Origin of the sequence: Photobacterium sp. GB-72 (assembly GCF_003026095.1) — a bacterium.
GTDB lineage: Bacteria > Pseudomonadota > Gammaproteobacteria > Enterobacterales > Vibrionaceae > Photobacterium.
The window spans coordinates 1-21418 of the sequence record NZ_PYNV01000033.1 but is presented as its reverse complement, the minus strand read 5'-3'; the positions used below and the strand labels follow the sequence as shown (position 1 = coordinate 21418).

Below are 21418 nucleotides of genomic sequence, written 5' to 3'. Positions count from 1 at the left end.
TATATTATTGGTTATTACAGCCAATTACGACCACATCAATATAATGGCGGATTAACACCGAATGAATCAGAACGATTATATTGGTTAACCTCTAAAACCGTGGCTAGTATTTGTTGACCACTACACAGTTACGAGTTAGCAGAAAAGTTAACTCATTTGTGATTAGCCAACAGCCTATAGATTTTCTGATATCCAGACATGGTATATTCAACCTTCCTCACACCAAGGCTAAAGATTATTTCTAGTATTTTTTACTCTTTCCTCACCCTATCTGATATTGCTGACGTTTGTTGTTGTCCTTACTTACTCAAGTAGGCATGGATATAAAGAATGATTCCAATCCTCTTTATCATTTAAGAGTGATCTCCTACCAACTATGATAGAATTTCTATCAATAACTTAATAATGCAAGATAGAACCACTATTTTTCTTGCGACCAATTTTAGTACCCCTGGTTGTACCCCAAGGGACACCTAGAAAAATAAAGAGTACATAAATAATGAGTAATAGCATTCAGTGGTTTCCAGGGCACATGCACAAAGCCCGCAAAGAAATTGAAGAAGCGATGCCGAAAGTTGATGTGATCATCGAAGTTTTAGATGCTCGTATCCCATTTAGTAGTGAAAACCCACTGATCAAATCGTTCCGCAATACCAATGACGGTAAGCCTGTTGTTAAAGTTTTGAACAAGCGTGATTTGGCCGATCCTGAGATGACTCAACTTTGGATTGATCACCTTGAAAAAGAACAAGGTGTTAAAGCCATTGCTGTCACCACTGAAAACTTAAACGAAGTTAATCAGATCATGGATTTATGCCGCAAGCTTGCACCTCACCGTGAAGAAGCAGGTAAAAAAATTCGCACCATGATTATGGGGATTCCTAACGTTGGGAAATCAACTATTATCAATACACTTGCAGGCAGAACTGTCGCAATCACAGGAAACCAACCTGCTGTAACACGCCAACAGCAACGTATTAACCTCGATAACGGTGTACTGCTTTCTGATACGCCGGGAATTCTTTGGCCAAAAGTAGAAAACCCACATAGTGGTTTCCGCCTTGCTGCAACGGGGGCAATTAAAGATACCGCGATGGATTATATCGACGTGGCTTTCTTTACCATTGAATATCTGATCAAAGCATACCCAGATATGATCAAGGCACGTTATAACCTTGATGATGACCTACCTGAATCTGAAATTGAGCTAATGGAAGAGATCGGGCGCAAACGAGGTTGTTTAAAAGGTGGGGGTCGTGTTGATCTGCACAAAGCCTCTGTCATTCTTATCAATGAATTGCGTAACGGTACACTGGGGAATATTACTCTAGAGCATCCAGATATGATCACTGAAGAGCTGATCAATGTGGCAGTGGAAGCTGAACGTAAAGCTGAACAAAAGATCAAAAAGAAAGAAGAACGACGTAAACGCTATCTAAAAAATAAACGTTAATCGACTTCAAAATATAACTAGCCATCTTACTCTTAGTGCCATATCGCTATAGTAAGGTGGCTTTTTAGTATATGTAATCCAAACTCTTCATTAGAAACCAATTTTTTTTATATTATTTTGATAAAAATGCGCTTTTGTTTGTTCTTTTTTTGCATAGAACAACAATTACAACACTAATCATTATTTAAGCTCCTCCCTATTCCGCAACAGTAAAATCAGTTCTAATTCTTTAAAAATAAATATATTAATCAGATAAAGTGCGATTTTGAGTTCAGTTTAATAATCACTACTCTAACGATTATTTTTTGGCATTAATCAATGTAATGAAATGCCCTGTTTCGCATTAGTTTTTCTCATTTTACTAATGTTAGGTTAGGGTCAATAATCGCCGAGTTTTCTAATAAAACACTTTTTTAAACAGCTCTGTCTTGTTATCTCCAGTGATCATTCCTTGATTTCTGGTTTTTCGTTTTCTAAACGTATTTACCTTAAATAAAGACAGATTATTTCAAACATTTCACTTGGAGACCAAGGTAGTGCAAGACATCACTACTTGTCGCAAAAGCGGCGGCATTTTTGTGCCTGTTGCTGGACTAACTGTATTCGCTATCGCATCAGGCTACCTAATGAGCTTGGTTCCGTTATCATTAGCAAATTTTAAAATTGATAGCAGTTATGCAAGTTGGTTAGCAAGCATCTATTACATTGGTCTTCTTATTGGCTCAATGATGATCGAGCCAATTATTGCGAAGATTGGTCACCGTGTGGCTTTTATTACTTTTTTAGCTTTGCTAGCAGCAACTGTTGCGGTTTTGCCAATTTTTCCAAATAAAGAAGTATGGCTATTTGCACGCCTCGTTGCTGGTATGGCTGTTGCAGGTATTTTCGTTGTTGTTGAATCATGGCTACTTATTGGTGATAACGCGAAAGAGCGAGCAAAACGTCTTGGTTTTTACATGACCTCACTCTATGGTGGCACCACTGTTGGTCAATTAGCAGTAGGCATGTTTGGTGTTAAAGGGTTTATTCCTTTTATCGTTATTCTAGTGCTATTGCTAATCGCAATTTTACCGCCTCTGTTTGTAAAACAAGGTCAACCTAGCAGTGATTCACACCAAGTGTTATCAATAAAGCAAATTGCACGTTTGAGTAAACCTGCAATTATTGGTTGTATAACTTCAGGTGTTGTAATGGGCAGTATCTACGGTTTAATGCCTTTAGCATTAAAGCAAAATGCTCTAACAACAGATCAAGTAGGCGTGTTGATGGCTGCAATCATTCTTGGTGGTATGGTTATTCAACCTGTCGTTAGCAAACTTTCAATTAAAATGAGCAAAACGCTATTGCTTGCTTTAATGTCTTTGCTTGGTGTTTTTGCTATGGGTATTACTTACCTATCATCAGACTATGTCGTTCTGATCACGGCATTGGCGTTGTTAGGCATGTCTGCTTTTGCGCTTTACCCAATTGCAATTACATTGGCGTGTGACAACTTGGATTCTTCATATATTGTTGCTGCAACACAAGTTATGCTGTTTAGTTACAGCATTGGTTCAGCACTGGGTCCAATTGGTGCTAACAGCTTTATGGCAGAGCAAAATGGAATAATGGATTTCTTCTTCATTGTTCTACTTGCAACGGCAATTTACATGCTAGTAGCAAGTTTACAACGTAAGCCTCAAGTTCTGGCAAGTTAAAACAAAAGCGCGATACTATTAATATGTATCGCGCTTTTAACTTTTGGCTGACTCTTGTTTAACTGATGTTCTTTACTAAAGCTGCAGCGCCATACACACCAGCACTATCCCCTAGCTCTGGTTTTACAATCAAGGTATTAAGCTCTGTATTAAACAAGTGCGGTAAAATTTGTGTTTCTATATCTTGATATAACGCGTCAATATTACCGACACCGCCACCAATCACGATGATCTCAGGATCAAGTACGTTAATAATTCGTGCGACCGCTAAACCAAAATACTCACGTAAACGTGTTATTGTTTTCACTGCTTCATGATTATTCTGTTTGGCTTGCTCGACGATCTCAGGCAAAGATAACGCTTGCGATGAAAGCTCGTAATAATAACGCTCTAATCCTTTCCCAGAAATAACCGTTTCCACACAACCTTGCTTACCGCAATAACAATCCGCGCCATTATGCTCAAGAACATTATGCCCCCACTCACCAGCAATACCATGGCAGCCGTATAAACATTTACCGTCTACCACTATGCCAGACCCTACGCCCGTTCCCATAATGATGCCAAATACAATTTGAGCATCAGGTTTGATACGTTTGACGACCCCAAAATGTGTTTCTGCTAAAGCAAAACAATTGGCATCGTTAGCAATAATTGCATGGATTCCAAGCATTTCATTAAGATCTTTATCAAGAGGCTGACCATTTAATGCCGTTGTATTGCAGTTTTTCATAACGCCATGAATCGGATCAAGCGTACCTGGTGTTCCAAAACCAACCGCGTAAGGGTAATGTCCAACTATTTTTGCGCACCGCTCAATCAGTATCTTTATTTGACCAAGTATATGTTGATAACCTTTAATACTTTCTGTCTCAATGCGTTCACGAATAATGGGTTGATCTGAGTTACGATCTATCACAATACATTCGATTTTTGTACCACCTAAATCAACACCCCAGTAATAACGATCCATCTGATTCTCCGACTAAATTTACAGAGAAAGTATAACGGTATTTATCTTTACTTCTCTGTACTTGGTCACTATTTAAGAAATATTCTAGTTATACATTGCGCGCTACTAAAATTAGCATTTTATGCGATGAACATTAGAAAAACAGTCATAATATTTTATTTTAAGCCCAAGCCACATTTTGTTTCACTTTTTATCTTGCGGCAAATAATAACTCACCTAAAGTGACAGGCATTACTAACGTCTACGCAAATTTGCGTGAATCAGTGAAGTACACGATGAGTAAATTCCGTCCTTATATCGATATACCACTATTAATATCGATTTTAATTCTTATCACATTCAGTTCTTTGAGTGTATGGAGTGCAAGTAGCTTTAGTGAGCCAATTATAGAGCGTCATCTTATTCGTGCAGGAATTGCGATTATCGCATTATTGTTTATGTCATCTATTTCACCTGCCGCTTATGAGCGAAGTGCTCCATATTTGTTTTTTATTACTGTACTTTTACTTGTTGGTGTCTTTGTTCTTGGTGATAGCACCAATGGCTCGCAACGCTGGTTAGCATTAGGACCAATACGTTTTCAACCGTCAGAACTTGTAAAAATAGCGGTCCCAATCATGATGGCTTGGATCCTTGTCAGTGATGCGGGTCGACCTAGTATTAAAAAGATCATGATTTGTTTGATAGTAACTGCGATTCCAGCGGGATTGATTTTTATTCAGCCAGATCTAGATGGTGCTATCTTCACGGTAATGTACGCTCTATTTGTTCTATATTTTGCGGGGATGTCATGGAAGTTAATTTCATCTGTGATAGCCATTATTGGTGTCAGTCTTCCATTGGCGTGGTATTTCGTAATGGAGACCTACCAGAAAAAACGTATTCTTCAATTTTTAAATCCTGAATCAGATCCATTAGGCTCTGGCTATCAGATCATTCAATCCAAAATTGCGATTGGATCTGGTGGGATTTCAGGCAAAGGTTGGATGGATGCAACACAAGGTCATCTTGGTTTCATTCCAGAGAGTCATACCGATTTTATCTTCTCAACATTTGCAGAAGAATGGGGATACATTGGTAGCTTCACTATTTTAGCTATCTATACGTTTATGACTTTTAGAGTGTTATGGCTGGCGAATCAGTCAGAATCAACGTTTGCACGATTAGTCAGTGGCTCATTTGCTTTAAGTTTCTTTCTTTATAGTTTTATTAATATTGGTATGGTGAGCGGTGTATTACCTGTTATGGGAAGTCCATTACCTTTCTTTAGCTATGGTGGTTCAGCGATTATTACTCAAGGTGCTATTTTCGGTATTATTATGTCGCTTTGTTTAAGAAAGAAATCTATTTGCGCACCTAACATCTAATACCTAGTAGATTGAGTCAAAAAAAGCGCCTTTCGGCGCTTTTTTATTTATAGGTTATTTTCCATTGCGCAGCAGTCTGGACGCTCAGCAGCATCTTCTGTGGCAATCTTTAATGCTGGTGAGTAAATCTCTACACGGCGATTTTCTGCTCGACCTTTCGCGGTATCATTAGTCGCGATAGGGTTTGCTTCACCCATCCCTTTCGCTGTAATTTGGCTAGCGTCAGCAACATACTGAGAAAGCAAATCCGCTACATTTTTCGCACGCTTTTCAGATAATTTCTGGTTATAAGCTGCGCTACCTGTATTTGATGTATAGCCCGTCACTTCAGCTGTTGCACTCGGGTAACGTGTTAAACGTTGAATCATTGGTTGAAGGCGTTGCTTATCTTTTTCAGTTAAATGCTTACCATCAACACCATAAGCAATCGTAACCGTTGAAGGCTCTACTGTTACTGTTGCAGCTTGAACTGGCGGTGCAGTATCAACAACTGGTGCAACAACGGCAGGCGCTGCTCCCCAGCTATATACAAGGCTCAAACCATAAAACTGTGTATCAAAGTTATAAGCTAGATTCGTGTTACGAGGCTTAGACTGAATATCGTGGTAAAGCTGGTACTCTAAACGGGTAGATAGATGGTTAGTCAATTTATACTCAACACCGACACCAGCCGTACCAAGTAAATGATCATCAAGGTCTTTAACGCCATAGCCATGGAAGTCAGCGAGCATGTAACTGCCACCTAACTTACCAAACACGCCCCATTGATCATTGAGGTTCCATGTCATTTTAGCTGTAAGATCAATAGCATGTTGCTTAATCTTATTATTTTCAAACTTAGCTTCACCTAACCATGTATAACCCGTTTCAACCGCAAACCAAGGTGTAAAGTTGTAACCTGCAAATACACCAGCCGCGACATCATCTTTATTAAGATTTATGCCAGTTATATCTTGATAGTTCTGTTGAAAATTTGAATAGTGAGCACCACCGAGTCGTGTGCCAACATAAAAAGGATTAACAGTAGCAGCAGATACAGCGGTTGATACAACTAATGCAAGCGGTAGTAATGCAATATATTTTTTAGACATGTGAAATTCTTATTATTGTTCAATTATTACTCTAACATACCCGATGAGAGGTAAATGTTTCCTGTAAGGAATAATATTCCATATTTATAATTTCAACTAGGTTATTCAGAAATAAATTAGTTCATAAAGATAATTTTAATATTCTTTATTCAATATAAAGCAAAAAAGGTTAATAAATAGTAATCGCAATACCTATTTCATTAGCAAGTTGTTGCAATTGCTCATTCGAATCTAACTTTATAGACCAATTAATCCCGCTACCAACAGCACTAACAACATTAGCGCCAGAAATAAGTGTTAGCTCATCAACTTGTGCTTGAAGGTTAATCCTGCAATTTCCATCAATTCTCACAACGACTTCTCGTTGAGTCGCGATAATTCGACCTTGTTCAAAATGTATTATCATCGGTTATTTTATTTCTTCTTCTTATTAATAATGACGGCCATTGTTAATCGGCTAGTACAAATTAATCGCTGTCTTTCATCTCTTATTTCGATTTGCCAAACTTGTGTGGTTGCGCCTAAATGAAGAGCACTAGCACGGCCAGTTACAACCCCCTCTCTTATTGCACGAATATGATTTGCGTTAATATCTAAGCCAACGCAGTACTTATCATGATCTACACACAAATTTGCGGCTACTGACCCTAATGTTTCAGCTAAAACGACTGAGGCTCCACCATGTAACATACCCAGTGGCTGGTGTGTTCTGTGATCAACTGGCATTGTTGCCGAGAGTGATTCTTCGTCAAAAGCTGAGTAGGTAATACCTAAATGTTTAATTAATGTATTTTCTGAGGTTTTATTAAGGCTTGCTAAACTAAACTCTCTTTTCCAAATAGTCATTCGACTCTCATACCATTAAACTACGATAAAGTAATAGTTTAACATTGATTTTAAATTTTATTACAAACATAAAAAAAGCGCCTTGCGGCGCTTTTTTATAACTCAAAAGAGTTAATTACTGAACTACAGCTTCTGCAACTTCAGCTTGGATTTCAAAACCAGGAGTAGTTACATCTACACGACGGTTCTGAGCACGACCTTCAGCAGTGTCGTTTGAAGCTACTGGATCTAGCTCACCACGGCCTTCGCCTTTAACACGGCTTGCATCGATGTTGAAGTGCTTCATTAGGTATACCGCTACAGTCTTAGCACGCTCTTCAGAAAGCTTCTGGTTGTAAGCTTCTGAGCCACGGCTATCAGTGTGACCGATAACAACTAGTTCTGCGTTAGGGAAGTTAACTAGACGCTGAGCGATAGGCTCAAGACGTGCTTGGTCTTCTGTAGTTAGTGTGTCGCTGTCGAATGCGAAAGGCATTGTTACAGAAATTGGCTCAACTTGAACAGTTGCAGCTTCAACAACTTCTTCAACTACTGGTACAACAACTGGTGCAGGAGCGCCCCAACCGTAAACTAGGCTCATACCGTAGTAGTGAGTATCCCAACTTACCTTCGTATCAGTACCAGTCGGCTTAGTTTCCATATCGTGGTAGTACTGGTATTCAGCACGTGCAGATAGGTTATCAGTGAAGTGGTATTCAGCACCTAGACCTGCAGTTGCAATTAGGCTGTCATCACGATCGGTTTCTGTTTGAGTTGGAAGGCCTTTAGCACGAGTGAACTGCCATGCACCACCAACTTTAGTGTATAGATCTACTTTATCAGTCGCTTGGTAAGTGAACTTACCTACAAGGTCGATAACTTGTTGTTCTACTTTACCTTTGTCATGATGCTTGTCACCTTTTAGAGTCACTTCACCTAACCAAGTGTAACCACCCTCAATTGCAAACCATGGTGTTACGTTGTAACCCATAAATAGACCTGCAGCGAAATCATCACGATCAATACGAAACTCAGAACTTGGATTACCGTAAGTAAAGCCACCATTAACTGCAGTCTTTGAATCGAAGTCAGCGTAATGAGTGCCGCCAGCACGAACGCCAGCGTAGAATGGGTTTTCAGTTGCTGCGTTCACTGCACCAGAAATTAAAAGTGCAAGAGGTAAAATCGCAAAACGTGCTTTAGACATGTTTTTTATCCTTTATTTTATGAATGTTGCCACTACAGGTGCTTTTTTAGATGCTTAAACTCACAAATACAAACATAGTTTTTATTTTTGTGTATCACCTCAAAAAAACAGGGGTTAATTTACCAAACATGAAAATAAAAAGCTATAATTAAAAAATTTCTTGTAACATTTATCTTTTTTAACCGATTGTATTTTAAAGATTCATAAAAAAAACACATAAAAATCTGCTTTTATAAAATAAAATAATTGTCACATTTTAACAACAAACCCTATCGTACTTATGATTGTGTAATTTTATTTTCCAGCTATTGACTCGGTTTTTATATCCACTTTTCATTCATATTTATGCTTAATTAAACAAAGCGGCTATTTTGTGAGCAAAAAAAAATAAGTGCGATTGTTCTAACTTTTGATCTAACTTTATATTTCTCTCGTAACTGTATCCTTGTAAAATACAATTGGCTTAACATCCTTAATTAAAGCCATACAATTTTTAACCTTATAACCACTATTGAATTTCACATTTAAGCCTAATCATTATGAATATTTCAGAGCGCCACTCTTCAGAAGGCATTAGCCATTCAACTGTTGGTATTATTGGTGGAGGGGTCGCGGGTGCTACGATTGCACTTCGTCTTGCTGAATTGGGAATTTCAATAAACCTATTCGAAGAAGGGATAAGTCTCGTTAACGGCCCACCTATTTGCCATCTTCATGCGGGCGGAAATTTATATCGTGAGATTTCTAGTCAACAGTGTCTCAACCTATTGGAGCAATCGATTGATACGCTCAGAGTGTTCAAACATACCGCGAACATTCGCCCAACTGTTATCGCTGTGCCCATTGACGATAACGGCTCGGCATTAGATTTAATACCTCGCTTAGATTTACTAAGAACTACTTACGAACAATTGGTGAAACGAGATAGTAAGAATAAAGTGCTAGGTGAGCCTAGTGATTACTTCACTCTCTATTCGCAGCAAGATATAGAAAAGTTAAAGCTCTTAGATAATCCAACATACCCAGTCACACCTGATGATTGGATGATCCCTGTCGCCAAATCGCTTCAATTAGATCAATTCAAATACCCTATCGTAATGGTACAAGAGTATGGTTTAAGTGTATTTCGAATTGCAGCAACCGCATCCCTAGCACTGAAGCAGATGGAGAACTGTCATGTATTACTTTCAAGTAAAGTGTGTGGGGTTGAATTTGACCAAGCCACTCAGCGATGGTTAATCACTTATGAAACTCAGGATAATCATAAGCAACAATGTACTGTTGATTACTTGATCAATGCTTGTGGCTATCGTTCTGGCACAATCGATGATCTTGCTCATATTCCACGAGAGCGAATGGTAGAATTTAAAGCCGCTTATGTGACACGCTGGGAGAAATGTGAGGGGCATTGGCCAGAAGTGATTATTCATGGTGAGCGTGGTACGCCAAAAGGCATGGCTCAACTCACACCTTACCCTAATGGCTACTTCCAATTACATGGAATGACAAAAGACATTACTCTATTTGAAAATGGGTTAGTAACCTCTGATCATTCCTCTGCTCAACCAAAACTTAATGACGCTTTTAAAGAAAAATTAAACCGTCAATGGTCTGAAGAAGAAGTGATTGAGCGTACAGAAAAAGCGATAAAACATGTCGCACAATATGTTGATACATTTAAAAGTGCTGTTGTAGGCGGAAAACCATTATTTGGCGCTCAGCAAATCCCAGGGACTGATGCAACGCTTCGTGCTGCAGATATATCGTTCTCTGGTGACAACTATGCGCGTTCTGAAATAGTAAAAGCTTCATCAGCACTATCAGCAGCCGATGCTATTGTGAATGAACTCATCACAAAAGGAATCATCAATGCGTATCATGATGATGTAACGACAAGAGAGCAGCTTTTTTCAACAACCTTGCAGTTAGATAAACAAGAAATAGTGGCGAATGCGGAAAAAATTGCCATTCAGCGCGGTTTTCCTGCTTCACTTGCTCAACCTATAGGTTAATAGCTAAATTATAAAAAGCCGCAATGCCTCATTTTATAGTGTCACTTCACTGTAAAAGATCAACATTGCGGCCTTTTTGAGGCTATTCCTAGCACTCAGAAAGAACCTTGATAAAGGTTAACTCATTACGCATTAATTTTCTTATTAAGCGTAGCTAACGACTGTTTTAACTGACTTTCTTGTGCTTTTAACGTATTAAGCTTCTTTTGAAAATCCGCGTAATTATCACAATCTTTTTGTGATACCCAGTTCCAGCTATTACCGGATTTAAACTCTGCACATGCTTTTTTTGCTTTTTTTATATCAGGGCTAAGAGCCACTATTTGCCTTTGAACTACAGCTAAATCATGCTGTGTCTTTGATTTTTGTTCAAACAACACATTTGAATTATCGATCACTTCTTTTTGTTGCTTGGTTTTAGTTTTTAGCGCTACCACTTCTTTATTAAGTTTCTTTTTGGTCACGACCAGTTTTTGGGTTGTCTCTTGCTGCTTTTGAATATTAGTTAATTGCTGTGTTAATTGCTCAAGCTGAACCTTTTGTTGATCTAACTGCAAATTTAGTGCGTCTAACTTTTGATTAGAGCTTTCAACAAGTAACGCTTTCTCATCTGTTAACTGTTTAACTGATAACTTTTCTTTATTGAGTTCGTCAACTACTGACTGATAGTCACTTTTTAACGTACTATATGCCGTCGTCACAGGCACATTATTGTAATGCTGTATACCTGCGCCCAATGCCCCGCCAGCTAATAACCCAAGAAGTAACGACAATTTCCAGTTACGTTTTGTAGTTTTTCCTGTAGTACTACTCGACATATTTTTTTCTCCTAAACATACAGCAACAGCACATTTCTAATTTTTGTTATTATCTAAATGCGTAATTTAACATTTAATATGTAATCAATTGTCATATTTATAGCAAGGTTTCGAACAACCTCACTTCGTGCAGTTTAATTTAAGGTTTTATCTATAAATCTAGATTGCCGTCTCAGAAATAATAATGTGTATTACAAATAATAGTTTGTAATGTTAGCCACATTTTGATTGCCATAAGCACTAGTGTTTAAAGTAGGAACAAAATGTTGTCCTCGATTTACACTGATGTATGTCTATATGGTGCGCACTATGATTACACCACTACTTTTTCTCACTGTTTCTGCTTTTTCAACGCCTCTGCTTGAAAATTCAGTTTATATCCAAAACAATTCTGCTTGTACGTTACGTATAAAAGAAGAGCGACATCAAGATAAGATTATTTTGGCGTTATCATCTAACTACCATAGTAAATTTGATATTAAAATATATCATTTCAATGACTTATCCGCACCATCTCGAGGTAAATTAACTCAAGAGCCGATCTTTAATAAAACTAAAGCAGATATAAAGTACTTAGTCGATCATAACCTTTTCAAACGTATTGATAGTAAAAATGTCATCTACAGCACGACTATCGCGAATGATAATGTCAGCCCAAAATTATTCATCGATACTTTTCGCTCTCACGGCAACCGCTCGCGGATTTATATAGAAGGACTAGAGCAACCTCTCTCTTTTGTTGCTGATCATAAACAAGCACAAGCTTTCTATAATTGCGCTGATAGCTATACAACAAAGGCGGATGTTGTAGTTAAAAAAACGACATCATTATCGAGACTTAACAACAACTAAATATACTTAAAACACATTAAATTGTTAATACTTGTATCATCTCGAAGAAATTTTAGAGTGACAACACACTATTTCAATATGAAACCGTATTGATATTTTCCATTATTACAAGTGTCTAATACCTTAATTATTACTAATTATAATTTAGAGGTTAGGCGATGATAAACATATTAACTGCTGCTGAAGTTTCCTCAAGAAAACATCTTAATTATATAAATAAACCGCTCTCACCTATCGCAGCATTAGTCATGCTGACACTTTCATTTTCTGCACAATCAACCCCTGAATTAATGAAAGCTAAAGCCTTAGATTTACAGCACCTTAATGACAAGAACAGTGTTATTGATAATATAGAATTCCCTGTCAGAGAATACCTTGTTAGTGAGAAGCTTGATGGCATTAGAGCTTATTGGAATGGCACACAACTTACGACAAAATCAGGTAGACAAATCCATGCTCCTCATTGGTTTATAAAAAACTTACCCGCAATAGCGCTTGATGGAGAATTATGGCTACAACGTGGTAAATTCCAAGCTCTGACTAAAATAGTCATGGATCACGTCCCTAACGACAAGGCATGGCGTAACGTCAAGTATATGGTGTTTGATTTACCTACATCAGATTTACCTTTTGAACAACGCTACAACAGCTTAGTTAAACTTATCCAGACTCACAGTACAGTGCCAAACAACGTGCTTTATCTAGTTGAGCATAAACGTATTAACGAAATCAGTATTCTTACGCAATGGCTTGATATTATCGTTAATAACCATGGTGAAGGCTTAATGCTTCAGCATATCAATAACTACTATGTCGCAGGCAGAACAAATAAGTTACTAAAACTCAAACAACATCAAGATGCTGAAGCAATTGTTATTGGTTACGAAAAGGGAAATGGAAAATATCAGGGATTAATGGGATCTATTTGGGTAAAAACAATCAATAATAAAACCTTTAAGATAGGAACAGGCTTTACTGAACAACAACGCAAAAACCCTCCCCCCCTTGGCACTACCATTCAGTTTCGTTACAACGGGTATACCGAACGAGGTATTCCACGGTTTGCACGTTTTAGCCGAGTAAGATTATCGCCAGACACATAGCAACATAAAAGACCATCATTTACATCAAAAATAAGCATAATTAACTACCATTTGTAAACAATAGGTCTTTTTTCCAATAAATTCGCTGTATTGTTTTGTTTACTGTTATATCAACGAGAAAGCTCAAGCAAGTTGCTGTCTATTCGTTACACTTAAATTATCCAGTTCAAGCCGTTATAACGATTCACTTCTTAGCAGAAAATAATAAAGAGGTGATAAAACACAAGGAGCTTGGGATGAATAGACAGACACAACCCATGCATCGTTATATAGATCACCGTGGTCATTTAGTCACCCCTCTTCCTGAGTGGGCTAATGATACATTGCTACAGCAATTTTACCGCGATATGGTTTTAGTTCGTCACTATGATAAAAAAGCAATTGCCTTACAAAGAACAGGAAAGTTAGGGACTTATCCTTCACACCTTGGCGCGGAAGCCATTGGTATCGCGATTGGTTCTGCTATGCAATCTACCGATGTGCTTGCCCCTTATTACCGTGATATGCCCGCACTATGGGCGCGGGGTATAAGTATGTTGCAGAACTTGCAATACTGGGGCGGCGATGAATTAGGTAGCAATTTCCCCTCAACATCCCCTGATATTTCACATAATGACGATATGCCATTTTGCGTGCCAATTTCAACACAATGCACTCATGCTGTCGGTATAGCAGCAGCAATGAAAATCAAAGGATTACATAGAGCAACCGTTGCCACTTGTGGTGATGGAGCAACCTCAAAAGGTGACTTCTTAGAATCTCTCAATTGCGCTGGTGTTTGGAATATCCCCTTAGTATTTGTAATCAACAATAATCAATGGGCGATCTCTGTACCACTGCATTTGCAATGTCATGCCGAACACTTAGTCGATAAAGCCAAAGGCGCAGGAATCAAAGGTATCATGGTTGATGGCAATGATATTGTTGCCATGTACGATGCCCTTCTACAAAGTTTAGATCAGGCACGAAAAGGTAAAGGTGCGACATTAATAGAAGCGATAAGTTATCGACTTTGTGATCATACGACTGCTGACGACGCCTCTCGTTATCGTGAAGATGAAGAAGTCAAACAAGCGTGGCAATACGATCCTATTGCTCGATTAAAAACCTATTTAATCAATCAAAATTTATGGTCAGAAACCGAAGAGTCACAATGGTTAGACATTTGCCATCAGCGTATTAATCAAGCCGTTGAACAATACCTTGCTCTCACTGTACAAGCGCCAGAATCAGCATTCGATTATCTTTATGAGAAAGCCGATCCCGATCTGCACTATCAACGCGACGCGCTTATCAATAAAGCGATGCGAATGGAGAAGCAAAATTCAGGAGGGAGTAATGGCTGATATTACATTAATAGAAGCAGTTAACCTCGCTCTTCACTATGAAATGCAGCACGATCCTAATGTCGTTATTTTGGGTGAAGACATTGGTGAAAATGGTGGCGTTTTTCGTGCCACACTCGGTTTAAAACAGGCTTTTGGTTGTAAACGTGTGATTGATACACCACTGGCAGAGTCGTTAATTGCTGGTGTCACTGTTGGTATGGCCTCACAGGGTCTCCGACCTATTGCTGAATTTCAATTTCAAGGCTTTATTTTTCCAGCAATGGAGCACCTAGTATGCCATGCAGCAAGACTAAGAAATCGTACTCGCGGCCGCTTAACCTGCCCTGCTGTGTTTAGAGCCCCTTTCGGTGGAGGCATTCATGCACCAGAGCATCATTCTGAAAGTATCGAAGCAATGTTTGCCCACATTCCGGGCTTAAAAGTTGTGATCCCCTCTTCACCGCAACGTGCTTATGGATTACTGCTCGCCGCGATTCGCAGTAACGATCCGATCTTATTCTTTGAACCCAAACGGATTTACCGAACCGTTAAATCACATGTCGAAAATAACGGTCTCGCTTTACCGCTTGAGCAATGTTTTACGTTGAGAAAAGGAATAGATATTACCCTAGTGACTTGGGGCGCTTGTGTGGTCGAATCACTTCAAGCAGCAGAAACCTTATCTCATCATGGCATAGAACTTGAAGTGATTGACTTAGCCAGTATCAAACCTATCGATATGGCGACCATTACAGCATCACTCGAAAAAACAGGCCGCTTATTAGTGGTGCATGAGGCAGCAAAAACCTGCGGTGTTGGTGCAGAGATCATTACAAGAGTAGCTGAAAGCGCGATGTGCTTACTGAAAGCACCGCCTAAACGCCTAACAGGGTTTGATACCATCATGCCTTATTATCGTAATGAAGATTATTTTATGATCCAACACGATGACATTGTAAATGCCGCTCGTGAACTCATGGAGGGTTGGCAATGAAAGCATTCACATTACCCGATCTTGGTGAAGGTCTGGCTGAATCAGAAATTGTGCAATGGCATATTAATATTGGCGATACTGTGAAAACCGATCAAGTGGTCGTCACTGTAGAGACAGCAAAAGCAACGGTTGATGTTCCTGCACCTTATAGTGGAAAAATTGTCCATCGTTATGGTAACGAAGGCGATGTTATTAATATTGGTCAATGCTTGCTAGAAATCGATGAGTTACTCGCGAATACTGCGAGCGTACTGCCAGAAAAAATCAGTCCAAGCTCTGCAAATCACAGATCCTCTTCGGCTACGGTTGTAGGCAACATCTCCCAGCTTGATAAACATGTTGATGTTGATCCGATCTGTGATGATGCAAATCAAACCGTTAATTTACACTCGATTGCTAATCAACATCATCCATTAATTGCGACCCCTTCAGCACGGTTATTGGCACAGAAGTTAGGTGTCAATATTAAAGAAATTACCGGATCTGGGGCTAATCACTTAATTATTGATAATGATGTCTATCTTGCTTACCAACAACAAATACCAGGGACTGAAATATTAAGAGGATCGCGCCGTAATATGGCAAAGAATATGACGCGATCGCACCATGATGTCGCTTCAGTCACTCTGACTGAAGAAGCACATTTATATCACTGGCAAAAAGATGACGACATAACGGTCAATCTAGTTAAAGCTATTAATAACGCCTGTCATATAGAGCCTGCGCTTAATGCATGGTTTGATGCGGAAACAATGACAAGGTGTTTACATAAAACTGTTAATATTGGTATTGCTGTCGATAGCAGTCATGGCCTGTATGTGCCTGTGTTACATCATGCAGAACAATATCATCAGGAAGGGATCCGACGCTGGATTGATCGTACCGCTGCCAGTATTCGCAGCCGAAAAATAGATCGTCATCAATTACAAAAAGCAACCATCACACTTTCTAACTACGGCGCTATTGCCGGTATTTTTGCCACTCCCGTTGTGACACCACCGCAAGTTGCCATTATTGGTGCTGGACGGATCATGGATAAAGTGATCATGGAAGACGAACGTGTAAAAACCATAAAAGTACTGCCTCTTTCTATTACCTTTGATCATCGAGCATGTACGGGAGGAGAAGCCGCGCGATTTATTAAGGCACTAGTCAATAGCTTAGAAAGTCCACCTTGTGACAACATTGAATCTTCATAACGTGATAACACTTACTTGGAATAAAGTTACTAACATATTGTTACATCAAACAATAACAAAATATTGCATGGTATAAACAACAGCTTATGATAGTAATTACCTTTCATTTTGCAGTCATATAAAAACTATGCGCTATTCATTTTTTACAGCAAGTCTTATCACGCTTCTCTTTTCAAGCTCACTTATGGCAATGCCTGATGGTGATGCCACCCAAGGTGAAATAAAAACGCCGAGCTGCCGTTTTTGTCACGGTAGCAATGGCATTGCACCACGCCCAGATTACCCGAATCTAAAAGGCCAAAATGCAGAGTATTTATATAACTCAATGCAAGCATATTTAAATGACAGCCGCACTGGGGGGATGTCGTCAATGATGAAAGCCCAACTTAAAAATTTATCTGATCAAGATATCGCCGATATCTCTGAATACTATTCACAAATGAAATAATCGCGCTCAACGTCAGTCGTCCTTCAATCTGAGTAGAACGACTGATTACTTATTAATCATACAAATCAATTGCCGTGTTTTATAACGGAAAAAACATCATAGGCAGACTATCTTTGTGGTAAGTTGAGATTAAAGCCTAGAATGAGAAACTAAAAATGAAAATCTTCAGTAACTTTGAAAGTGGAAGTATTAACGTTGTTAAAGCGGATAGCAAAGACGACATTCAGTTAACTATTCCTAACGATAATAACTCTGAACTTCATCAATGGTTCCACTTCCGTTTAGAAACAGAAGCTCAACAACCGCATAACTTTACAATCCTAGATCTGGCAAATTCAGCCTACCCTGAAGGCTGGAAAGGCTATGATGTCGTTGCTTCTTACGATCGTGAAGAATGGTTCCGCATTCCAGCTGAATTTGATGGCGATAAATTAACCTTCAGCGTGATCCCTGAAAATGAATCAATGTATTTTGCTTACTTTGCACCATACAGCTATGACCGCCATCAAGATCTTCTTCACCTTGCACAAAGCCACTACAACTGCCGTTTAGAAACATTAGGCCACACACTTGATAACCGAGATATGAGTCTATTGGTTATTGGTGATGAATCAACCGCTGAAAATAAAAAGAAAGTATGGGTGATTGCACGTCAGCACCCAGGCGAGACAATGGCTGAATGGTTTGCTGAAGGTCTTATTCAACGTTTACTGGATGAAACCGATACTGTCGGTCGTGCTTTACTTGAAAAAGCCGTTTTCTACATTGTGCCTAACATGAACCCAGATGGTAGTGCGCGTGGTCACCTTCGCCTAAACGCGATTGGTGTAAACCTTAACCGTGAATGGCAAACACCATCACTAGAAAACAGTCCAGAAGTTTTCTACGTGCGTGAAAAAATGTTTGAAACAGGTGTGGATCTCTTCCTTGATATTCATGGTGATGAAGCGATTCCTTATAACTTCGTTGCGGGTTCAGAAGGGATTCCATCTTATGATGCTCGCTTTGAAAACCTTGAAAATATGTTCAAGCAAGCACTGCTAACAATTACACCAGAGTTCCAAGTTGAACATGGTTACGATAAAGATAAGCCCGGTGAAGCAAACCTAACAGTCGGCTCTAACTGGGTAGCAGAAGAGTTTAAATGTCTTTCTTACACTATTGAAATGCCATTTAAAGATCACAACAACCAACCAGACAGCTTATACGGTTGGTCACCAGAGCGAAGTGTGGCATTTGGTAGCGACACACTCGCAGCGGTATTAGTCGTCATGGATCACTTACGCTAATAACTCGTCAGTAGTAAATACATAAAGCGGTCACCTTGATCTGACCGCTTTATTACTTATTTTGCTAACATCGGATAAGTAAAGAAAATCAAATGCGTCAAATTAAACATAAAGTGTACTAATACAGCTACCCATAAACGCCCTGTCAGATAGAAAGCCAAGCCGTAACATAAACCGGCAAGACCTGCGAACACAACTAGCAACATGCCACCAGCAATATGTGCAAATCCAAACAGTAAGCTAGCAACAACAAGCCCGATTACCCAACCGAAACGCTTCGATAAACCTTGTTGGATAAAACCGCGAAAAAGTGCTTCTTCTGCTACACAAGTAAACAACAAGTTGTTTAGCACAAATAACCACAACCAATGTGGTGTCGAAAAAGAAAACTTTAACGCTCCTAACCCCGCAGCAATAGGTAATAACGACAAGCATCCCATCACAACTAAAGCGAGTACTTTAAAATTGCAAGTTTTGTTACTCCCTAACAATGCTGGATATGCCAATAACAAACCAAAGAAAACCAACGGTTTATCCAAATTTAAATACATAGTAAACGGTGTGCTATCAAGGCTAGCGTACACCTTATCTAATACTTGTAGATTATCAAAACCGGGAATTGCGTGAGCAAAAAGCGCTAAAGACCAAATCAACATGAAGCTTAACCCAGCATAACGCCACTTCCCTTCTTGCTTCGCGGTGAAATACGCCACACAAAAACCAATCGCAACACCAGCGATAGCAATGATTGATAACCGCTCTTGAAATACCGCAGCAAGTAAAGCTAAAGTAACTAATACACCAGTCAATAGTGTTTTACGATAAAACCCACTAACGACAGCGCATGCTAGTAAACCCCATATCCAAACTGTTGGTTCCATTTACTATTTCCATTCATAATAAGAGTTATTAACATCTAAATTATCAGAAAACATATCATACCCTGAAGAAATATTTGCTAACATCTTAATTTGAAAAGAAAATTAATGTTTTTTGATTTATTATTCGGTTATCTCATCCGTACCGTTCATCAAACGAGATCCACAATCAATGGCAAAAAATAAACCTATTATACACCTACACTCATACGGCATTTTCACCACCTGGGATGCAGACTCAAAAAAGCTACCGAAGATCAAAGAGTTTACCTTAGACATTCCAGCTGAAATTGATATTGAATTTGGCTTTACCGTTAATATAAAAAAAGCCAAAGGCGAAAAGGTTCATTACTGCATTTACCACCCCAACATCACTAATGACGACGGTGAAGTCTTAGAACCATTCGATGGGTATGTTTATGTTGGTAATAATGATTGGGATTTTTACCTTGGCGATACAATTTGGGCTCCCATCAGCAATAAAGTTGGCCCGTGGCGTATGACATTAGAAATGAATAACAACATAATTGCGGAAAAAACCTTCAATGTTTTCAATAATGATGAAGGGCAATTTTGGAAGCGTCGTGGGCTTTAACCATTTTTGAAACAAAACTATTTCATTATTGGAATCTAACCTTGCTTCCTAATAATATTTTTTGAAACAAAGTTGTCACATAGTCGCTTTAACTTAGTCAGCAAATAACTAAGCCCCTAAAGGATACACATGACTAAGTCACTTCTTGCACTTTCATTAATTTTAAGTTCTGCGGCAGTATCTACATCTGCTATGGCTGCAGAACACATCGCCGTATCAGGTTCAACTTCTGTTACAGAGGTAATGGAAGTGTTAGGTGAAACCTACCATAAGAGCCACCCTGACGTATTTATTGACATCAACGGTACGGGTTCAACTGCAGGCATTAAGTCTTCAATCGAAGGTGTAAATGATCTAGGTATGGCTTCACGTAACCTATCAGCAGAAGAGAAAAAAGCAGGATTGGTTGAAACGGAAATTGCTCGTGACGGTATTGCTGTTGTTGTTAACCCAAAAAACCCGGTTAACAACCTAACAAAATCGCAAATCGAGCAATTATTTAAAGGTGATGTTACCCAATGGTCTCAAGTTGGTGGTAATAGTGACCCTGTAGTTGTAACAACACGTGAAAATGGTTCTGGTACTCGAGGTGCGTTTGAAGAGTTAATGGAACTAACCACAAAAATTAACGGCGTTAAAGTATCGACTATCAGCCAACGCGCACAAGTTGCGAGTGGTAATGGTATTGAAAAAACAGTCGTTGCGAATAACAAAGATGCGATAGGTTTTGTGTCATTAGGTTCTATTGATAACTCGTTAAAAGCAGTTGAGGTAGACGGCCATAAAGCTTCTGTTGCAGATGTACTGAATAAGACTTACCCACTTTCACGTCCCTTCTTGGTGCTAAACCAACCGGGTAAACTAAAACCTGCAGCTAAAGAGTTCCTAGCTTGGATCATGTCGCCAGAAGGACAAAAAATCATTAAAGATAAAGGCTATATTGCAATGTCTTAATATATTTAAAAATCCACATTCCTTCTGTGGTAATGAATGAACTTTCCTCCCAGAGTACGTCAGTACTTTGGGTTGAAATATCCTCTCCAGCTGTATTTCCTTTCCCATTTTCTCCTATTCTTATCCTGATCCACAGACACCCAACAGTTCATCAAAAAGTTTGCGAAACCAGTGAACACAAGTGTTCGTAGCTATATTCATAAGGATTCTGTAGTGGTACATTAAATTTGGCCACCTACTCAGAGGTGATATCATCACCTCTTAACATGGATAGGTGACATCATGACAAAACGAACAAGACGATTATTTAGTGCTGAATTTAAATTAGAGGCAGC

The 21418-nt window shown here is 39.0% G+C and carries 20 protein-coding genes; 13 read left to right on the top strand and 7 right to left on the bottom strand.

Annotation, left to right across the window (positions count from 1 at the left end; translation table 11 throughout):
• The first annotated feature begins 499 nt into the window (after positions 1–499).
• Both ylqF and C9J40_RS21520 read left to right on the top strand, forming a co-directional pair.
• Complete coding sequence (gene ylqF, locus C9J40_RS21525; RefSeq protein WP_199187159.1) at positions 500–1453, top strand: ribosome biogenesis GTPase YlqF; 954 nt, start codon at positions 500–502, stop codon at positions 1451–1453.
• Between the two features lie 536 nt (positions 1454–1989).
• Positions 1990–3150, top strand: a complete 1161-nt coding sequence (locus tag C9J40_RS21520; RefSeq protein ID WP_107208438.1) for an MFS transporter — start codon at positions 1990–1992, stop codon at positions 3148–3150.
• A 58-nt stretch (positions 3151–3208) separates the two neighbouring features.
• On the opposite strand, the gene C9J40_RS21515 is transcribed toward C9J40_RS21520, so the two are convergent.
• On the bottom strand, positions 3209–4123 hold the full coding sequence (locus C9J40_RS21515; protein WP_107247949.1) for an ROK family protein: 915 nt from the start codon (positions 4121–4123) through the stop codon (positions 3209–3211).
• 275 nt (positions 4124–4398) lie between these two features.
• Here C9J40_RS21515 and rodA point away from each other — a divergent pair, with 275 nt between their 5' ends.
• Positions 4399–5490: a rod shape-determining protein RodA gene (rodA, locus tag C9J40_RS21510; RefSeq protein ID WP_107247948.1), complete on the top strand. Its 1092-nt coding sequence runs from the start codon at positions 4399–4401 to the stop codon at positions 5488–5490.
• 47 nt (positions 5491–5537) lie between these two features.
• On the opposite strand, the gene C9J40_RS21505 is transcribed toward rodA, so the two are convergent.
• The 4 genes from C9J40_RS21505 to C9J40_RS21490 form a co-directional block, all read right to left on the bottom strand.
• Complete coding sequence (locus tag C9J40_RS21505; RefSeq protein WP_107208435.1) at positions 5538–6581, bottom strand: outer membrane beta-barrel protein; 1044 nt, start codon at positions 6579–6581, stop codon at positions 5538–5540.
• 169 nt (positions 6582–6750) lie between these two features.
• A complete protein-coding gene (locus C9J40_RS21500) occupies positions 6751–6987 on the bottom strand; it encodes a DUF3389 domain-containing protein (protein ID WP_107208434.1) in 237 nt (78 codons plus the stop codon).
• 8 nt (positions 6988–6995) lie between these two features.
• A complete protein-coding gene (locus C9J40_RS21495) occupies positions 6996–7427 on the bottom strand; it encodes a hotdog fold thioesterase (RefSeq protein WP_107208433.1) in 432 nt (143 codons plus the stop codon).
• A gap of 115 nt (positions 7428–7542) precedes the next feature.
• A complete protein-coding gene (locus C9J40_RS21490; protein ID WP_107208432.1) occupies positions 7543–8613 on the bottom strand; it encodes an OmpA family protein in 1071 nt (356 codons plus the stop codon).
• A 539-nt stretch (positions 8614–9152) separates the two neighbouring features.
• Here C9J40_RS21490 and C9J40_RS21485 point away from each other — a divergent pair.
• Positions 9153–10625: an FAD-dependent oxidoreductase gene (locus C9J40_RS21485; protein ID WP_107247947.1), complete on the top strand. Its 1473-nt coding sequence runs from the start codon at positions 9153–9155 to the stop codon at positions 10623–10625.
• 125 nt (positions 10626–10750) lie between these two features.
• On the opposite strand, the gene C9J40_RS21480 is transcribed toward C9J40_RS21485, so the two are convergent.
• Positions 10751–11443, bottom strand: a complete 693-nt coding sequence (locus C9J40_RS21480) for a hypothetical protein (protein ID WP_107247946.1) — start codon at positions 11441–11443, stop codon at positions 10751–10753.
• Between the two features lie 309 nt (positions 11444–11752).
• On the opposite strand from C9J40_RS21480, the gene C9J40_RS21475 reads away from it, so the two are divergent.
• The 7 genes from C9J40_RS21475 to C9J40_RS21445 all read left to right on the top strand — a co-directional run bounded on the left by C9J40_RS21475 (position 11753) and on the right by C9J40_RS21445 (position 18656).
• The gene (locus tag C9J40_RS21475) at positions 11753–12295 is read left to right on the top strand and encodes a hypothetical protein (RefSeq protein WP_107208429.1); all 543 of its coding nucleotides are present in this window, start codon (positions 11753–11755) and stop codon (positions 12293–12295) included.
• Between the two features lie 158 nt (positions 12296–12453).
• On the top strand, positions 12454–13398 hold the full coding sequence (locus C9J40_RS21470; RefSeq protein ID WP_107247945.1) for a DNA ligase: 945 nt from the start codon (positions 12454–12456) through the stop codon (positions 13396–13398).
• A gap of 236 nt (positions 13399–13634) precedes the next feature.
• Positions 13635–14744: a pyruvate dehydrogenase (acetyl-transferring) E1 component subunit alpha gene (gene pdhA, locus C9J40_RS21465; protein WP_107247944.1), complete on the top strand. Its 1110-nt coding sequence runs from the start codon at positions 13635–13637 to the stop codon at positions 14742–14744.
• The gene (locus C9J40_RS21460) at positions 14737–15720 is read left to right on the top strand and encodes an alpha-ketoacid dehydrogenase subunit beta (RefSeq protein WP_107208426.1); all 984 of its coding nucleotides are present in this window, start codon (positions 14737–14739) and stop codon (positions 15718–15720) included. The genes pdhA and C9J40_RS21460 overlap by 8 nt, the downstream gene beginning before the upstream one ends.
• Positions 15717–16919 (top strand): dihydrolipoamide acetyltransferase family protein, encoded by a 1203-nt coding sequence (locus C9J40_RS21455; protein ID WP_107247943.1) that lies wholly within the window; start codon positions 15717–15719, stop codon positions 16917–16919. Before C9J40_RS21460 ends, C9J40_RS21455 begins: the two co-directional genes overlap by 4 nt.
• Before the next feature lie 127 nt (positions 16920–17046).
• Positions 17047–17367 (top strand): cytochrome c, encoded by a 321-nt coding sequence (locus tag C9J40_RS21450; RefSeq protein WP_107208424.1) that lies wholly within the window; start codon positions 17047–17049, stop codon positions 17365–17367.
• Between the two features lie 155 nt (positions 17368–17522).
• A complete protein-coding gene (locus C9J40_RS21445) occupies positions 17523–18656 on the top strand; it encodes a M14-type cytosolic carboxypeptidase (protein WP_107247942.1) in 1134 nt (377 codons plus the stop codon).
• 56 nt (positions 18657–18712) lie between these two features.
• On the opposite strand, the gene C9J40_RS21440 is transcribed toward C9J40_RS21445, so the two are convergent.
• Positions 18713–19537, bottom strand: a complete 825-nt coding sequence (locus C9J40_RS21440; protein WP_107247941.1) for a CPBP family intramembrane glutamic endopeptidase — start codon at positions 19535–19537, stop codon at positions 18713–18715.
• Between the two features lie 169 nt (positions 19538–19706).
• Here C9J40_RS21440 and C9J40_RS21435 point away from each other — a divergent pair, with 169 nt between their 5' ends.
• Entirely contained in the window at positions 19707–20129 is a 423-nt protein-coding gene (locus C9J40_RS21435; protein WP_107208421.1) for a DUF3859 domain-containing protein, read from the top strand.
• A 129-nt stretch (positions 20130–20258) separates the two neighbouring features.
• Entirely contained in the window at positions 20259–21083 is an 825-nt protein-coding gene (locus C9J40_RS21430; protein ID WP_105062077.1) for a phosphate ABC transporter substrate-binding protein, read from the top strand.
• The last annotated feature ends 335 nt before the right edge of the window (positions 21084–21418 follow it).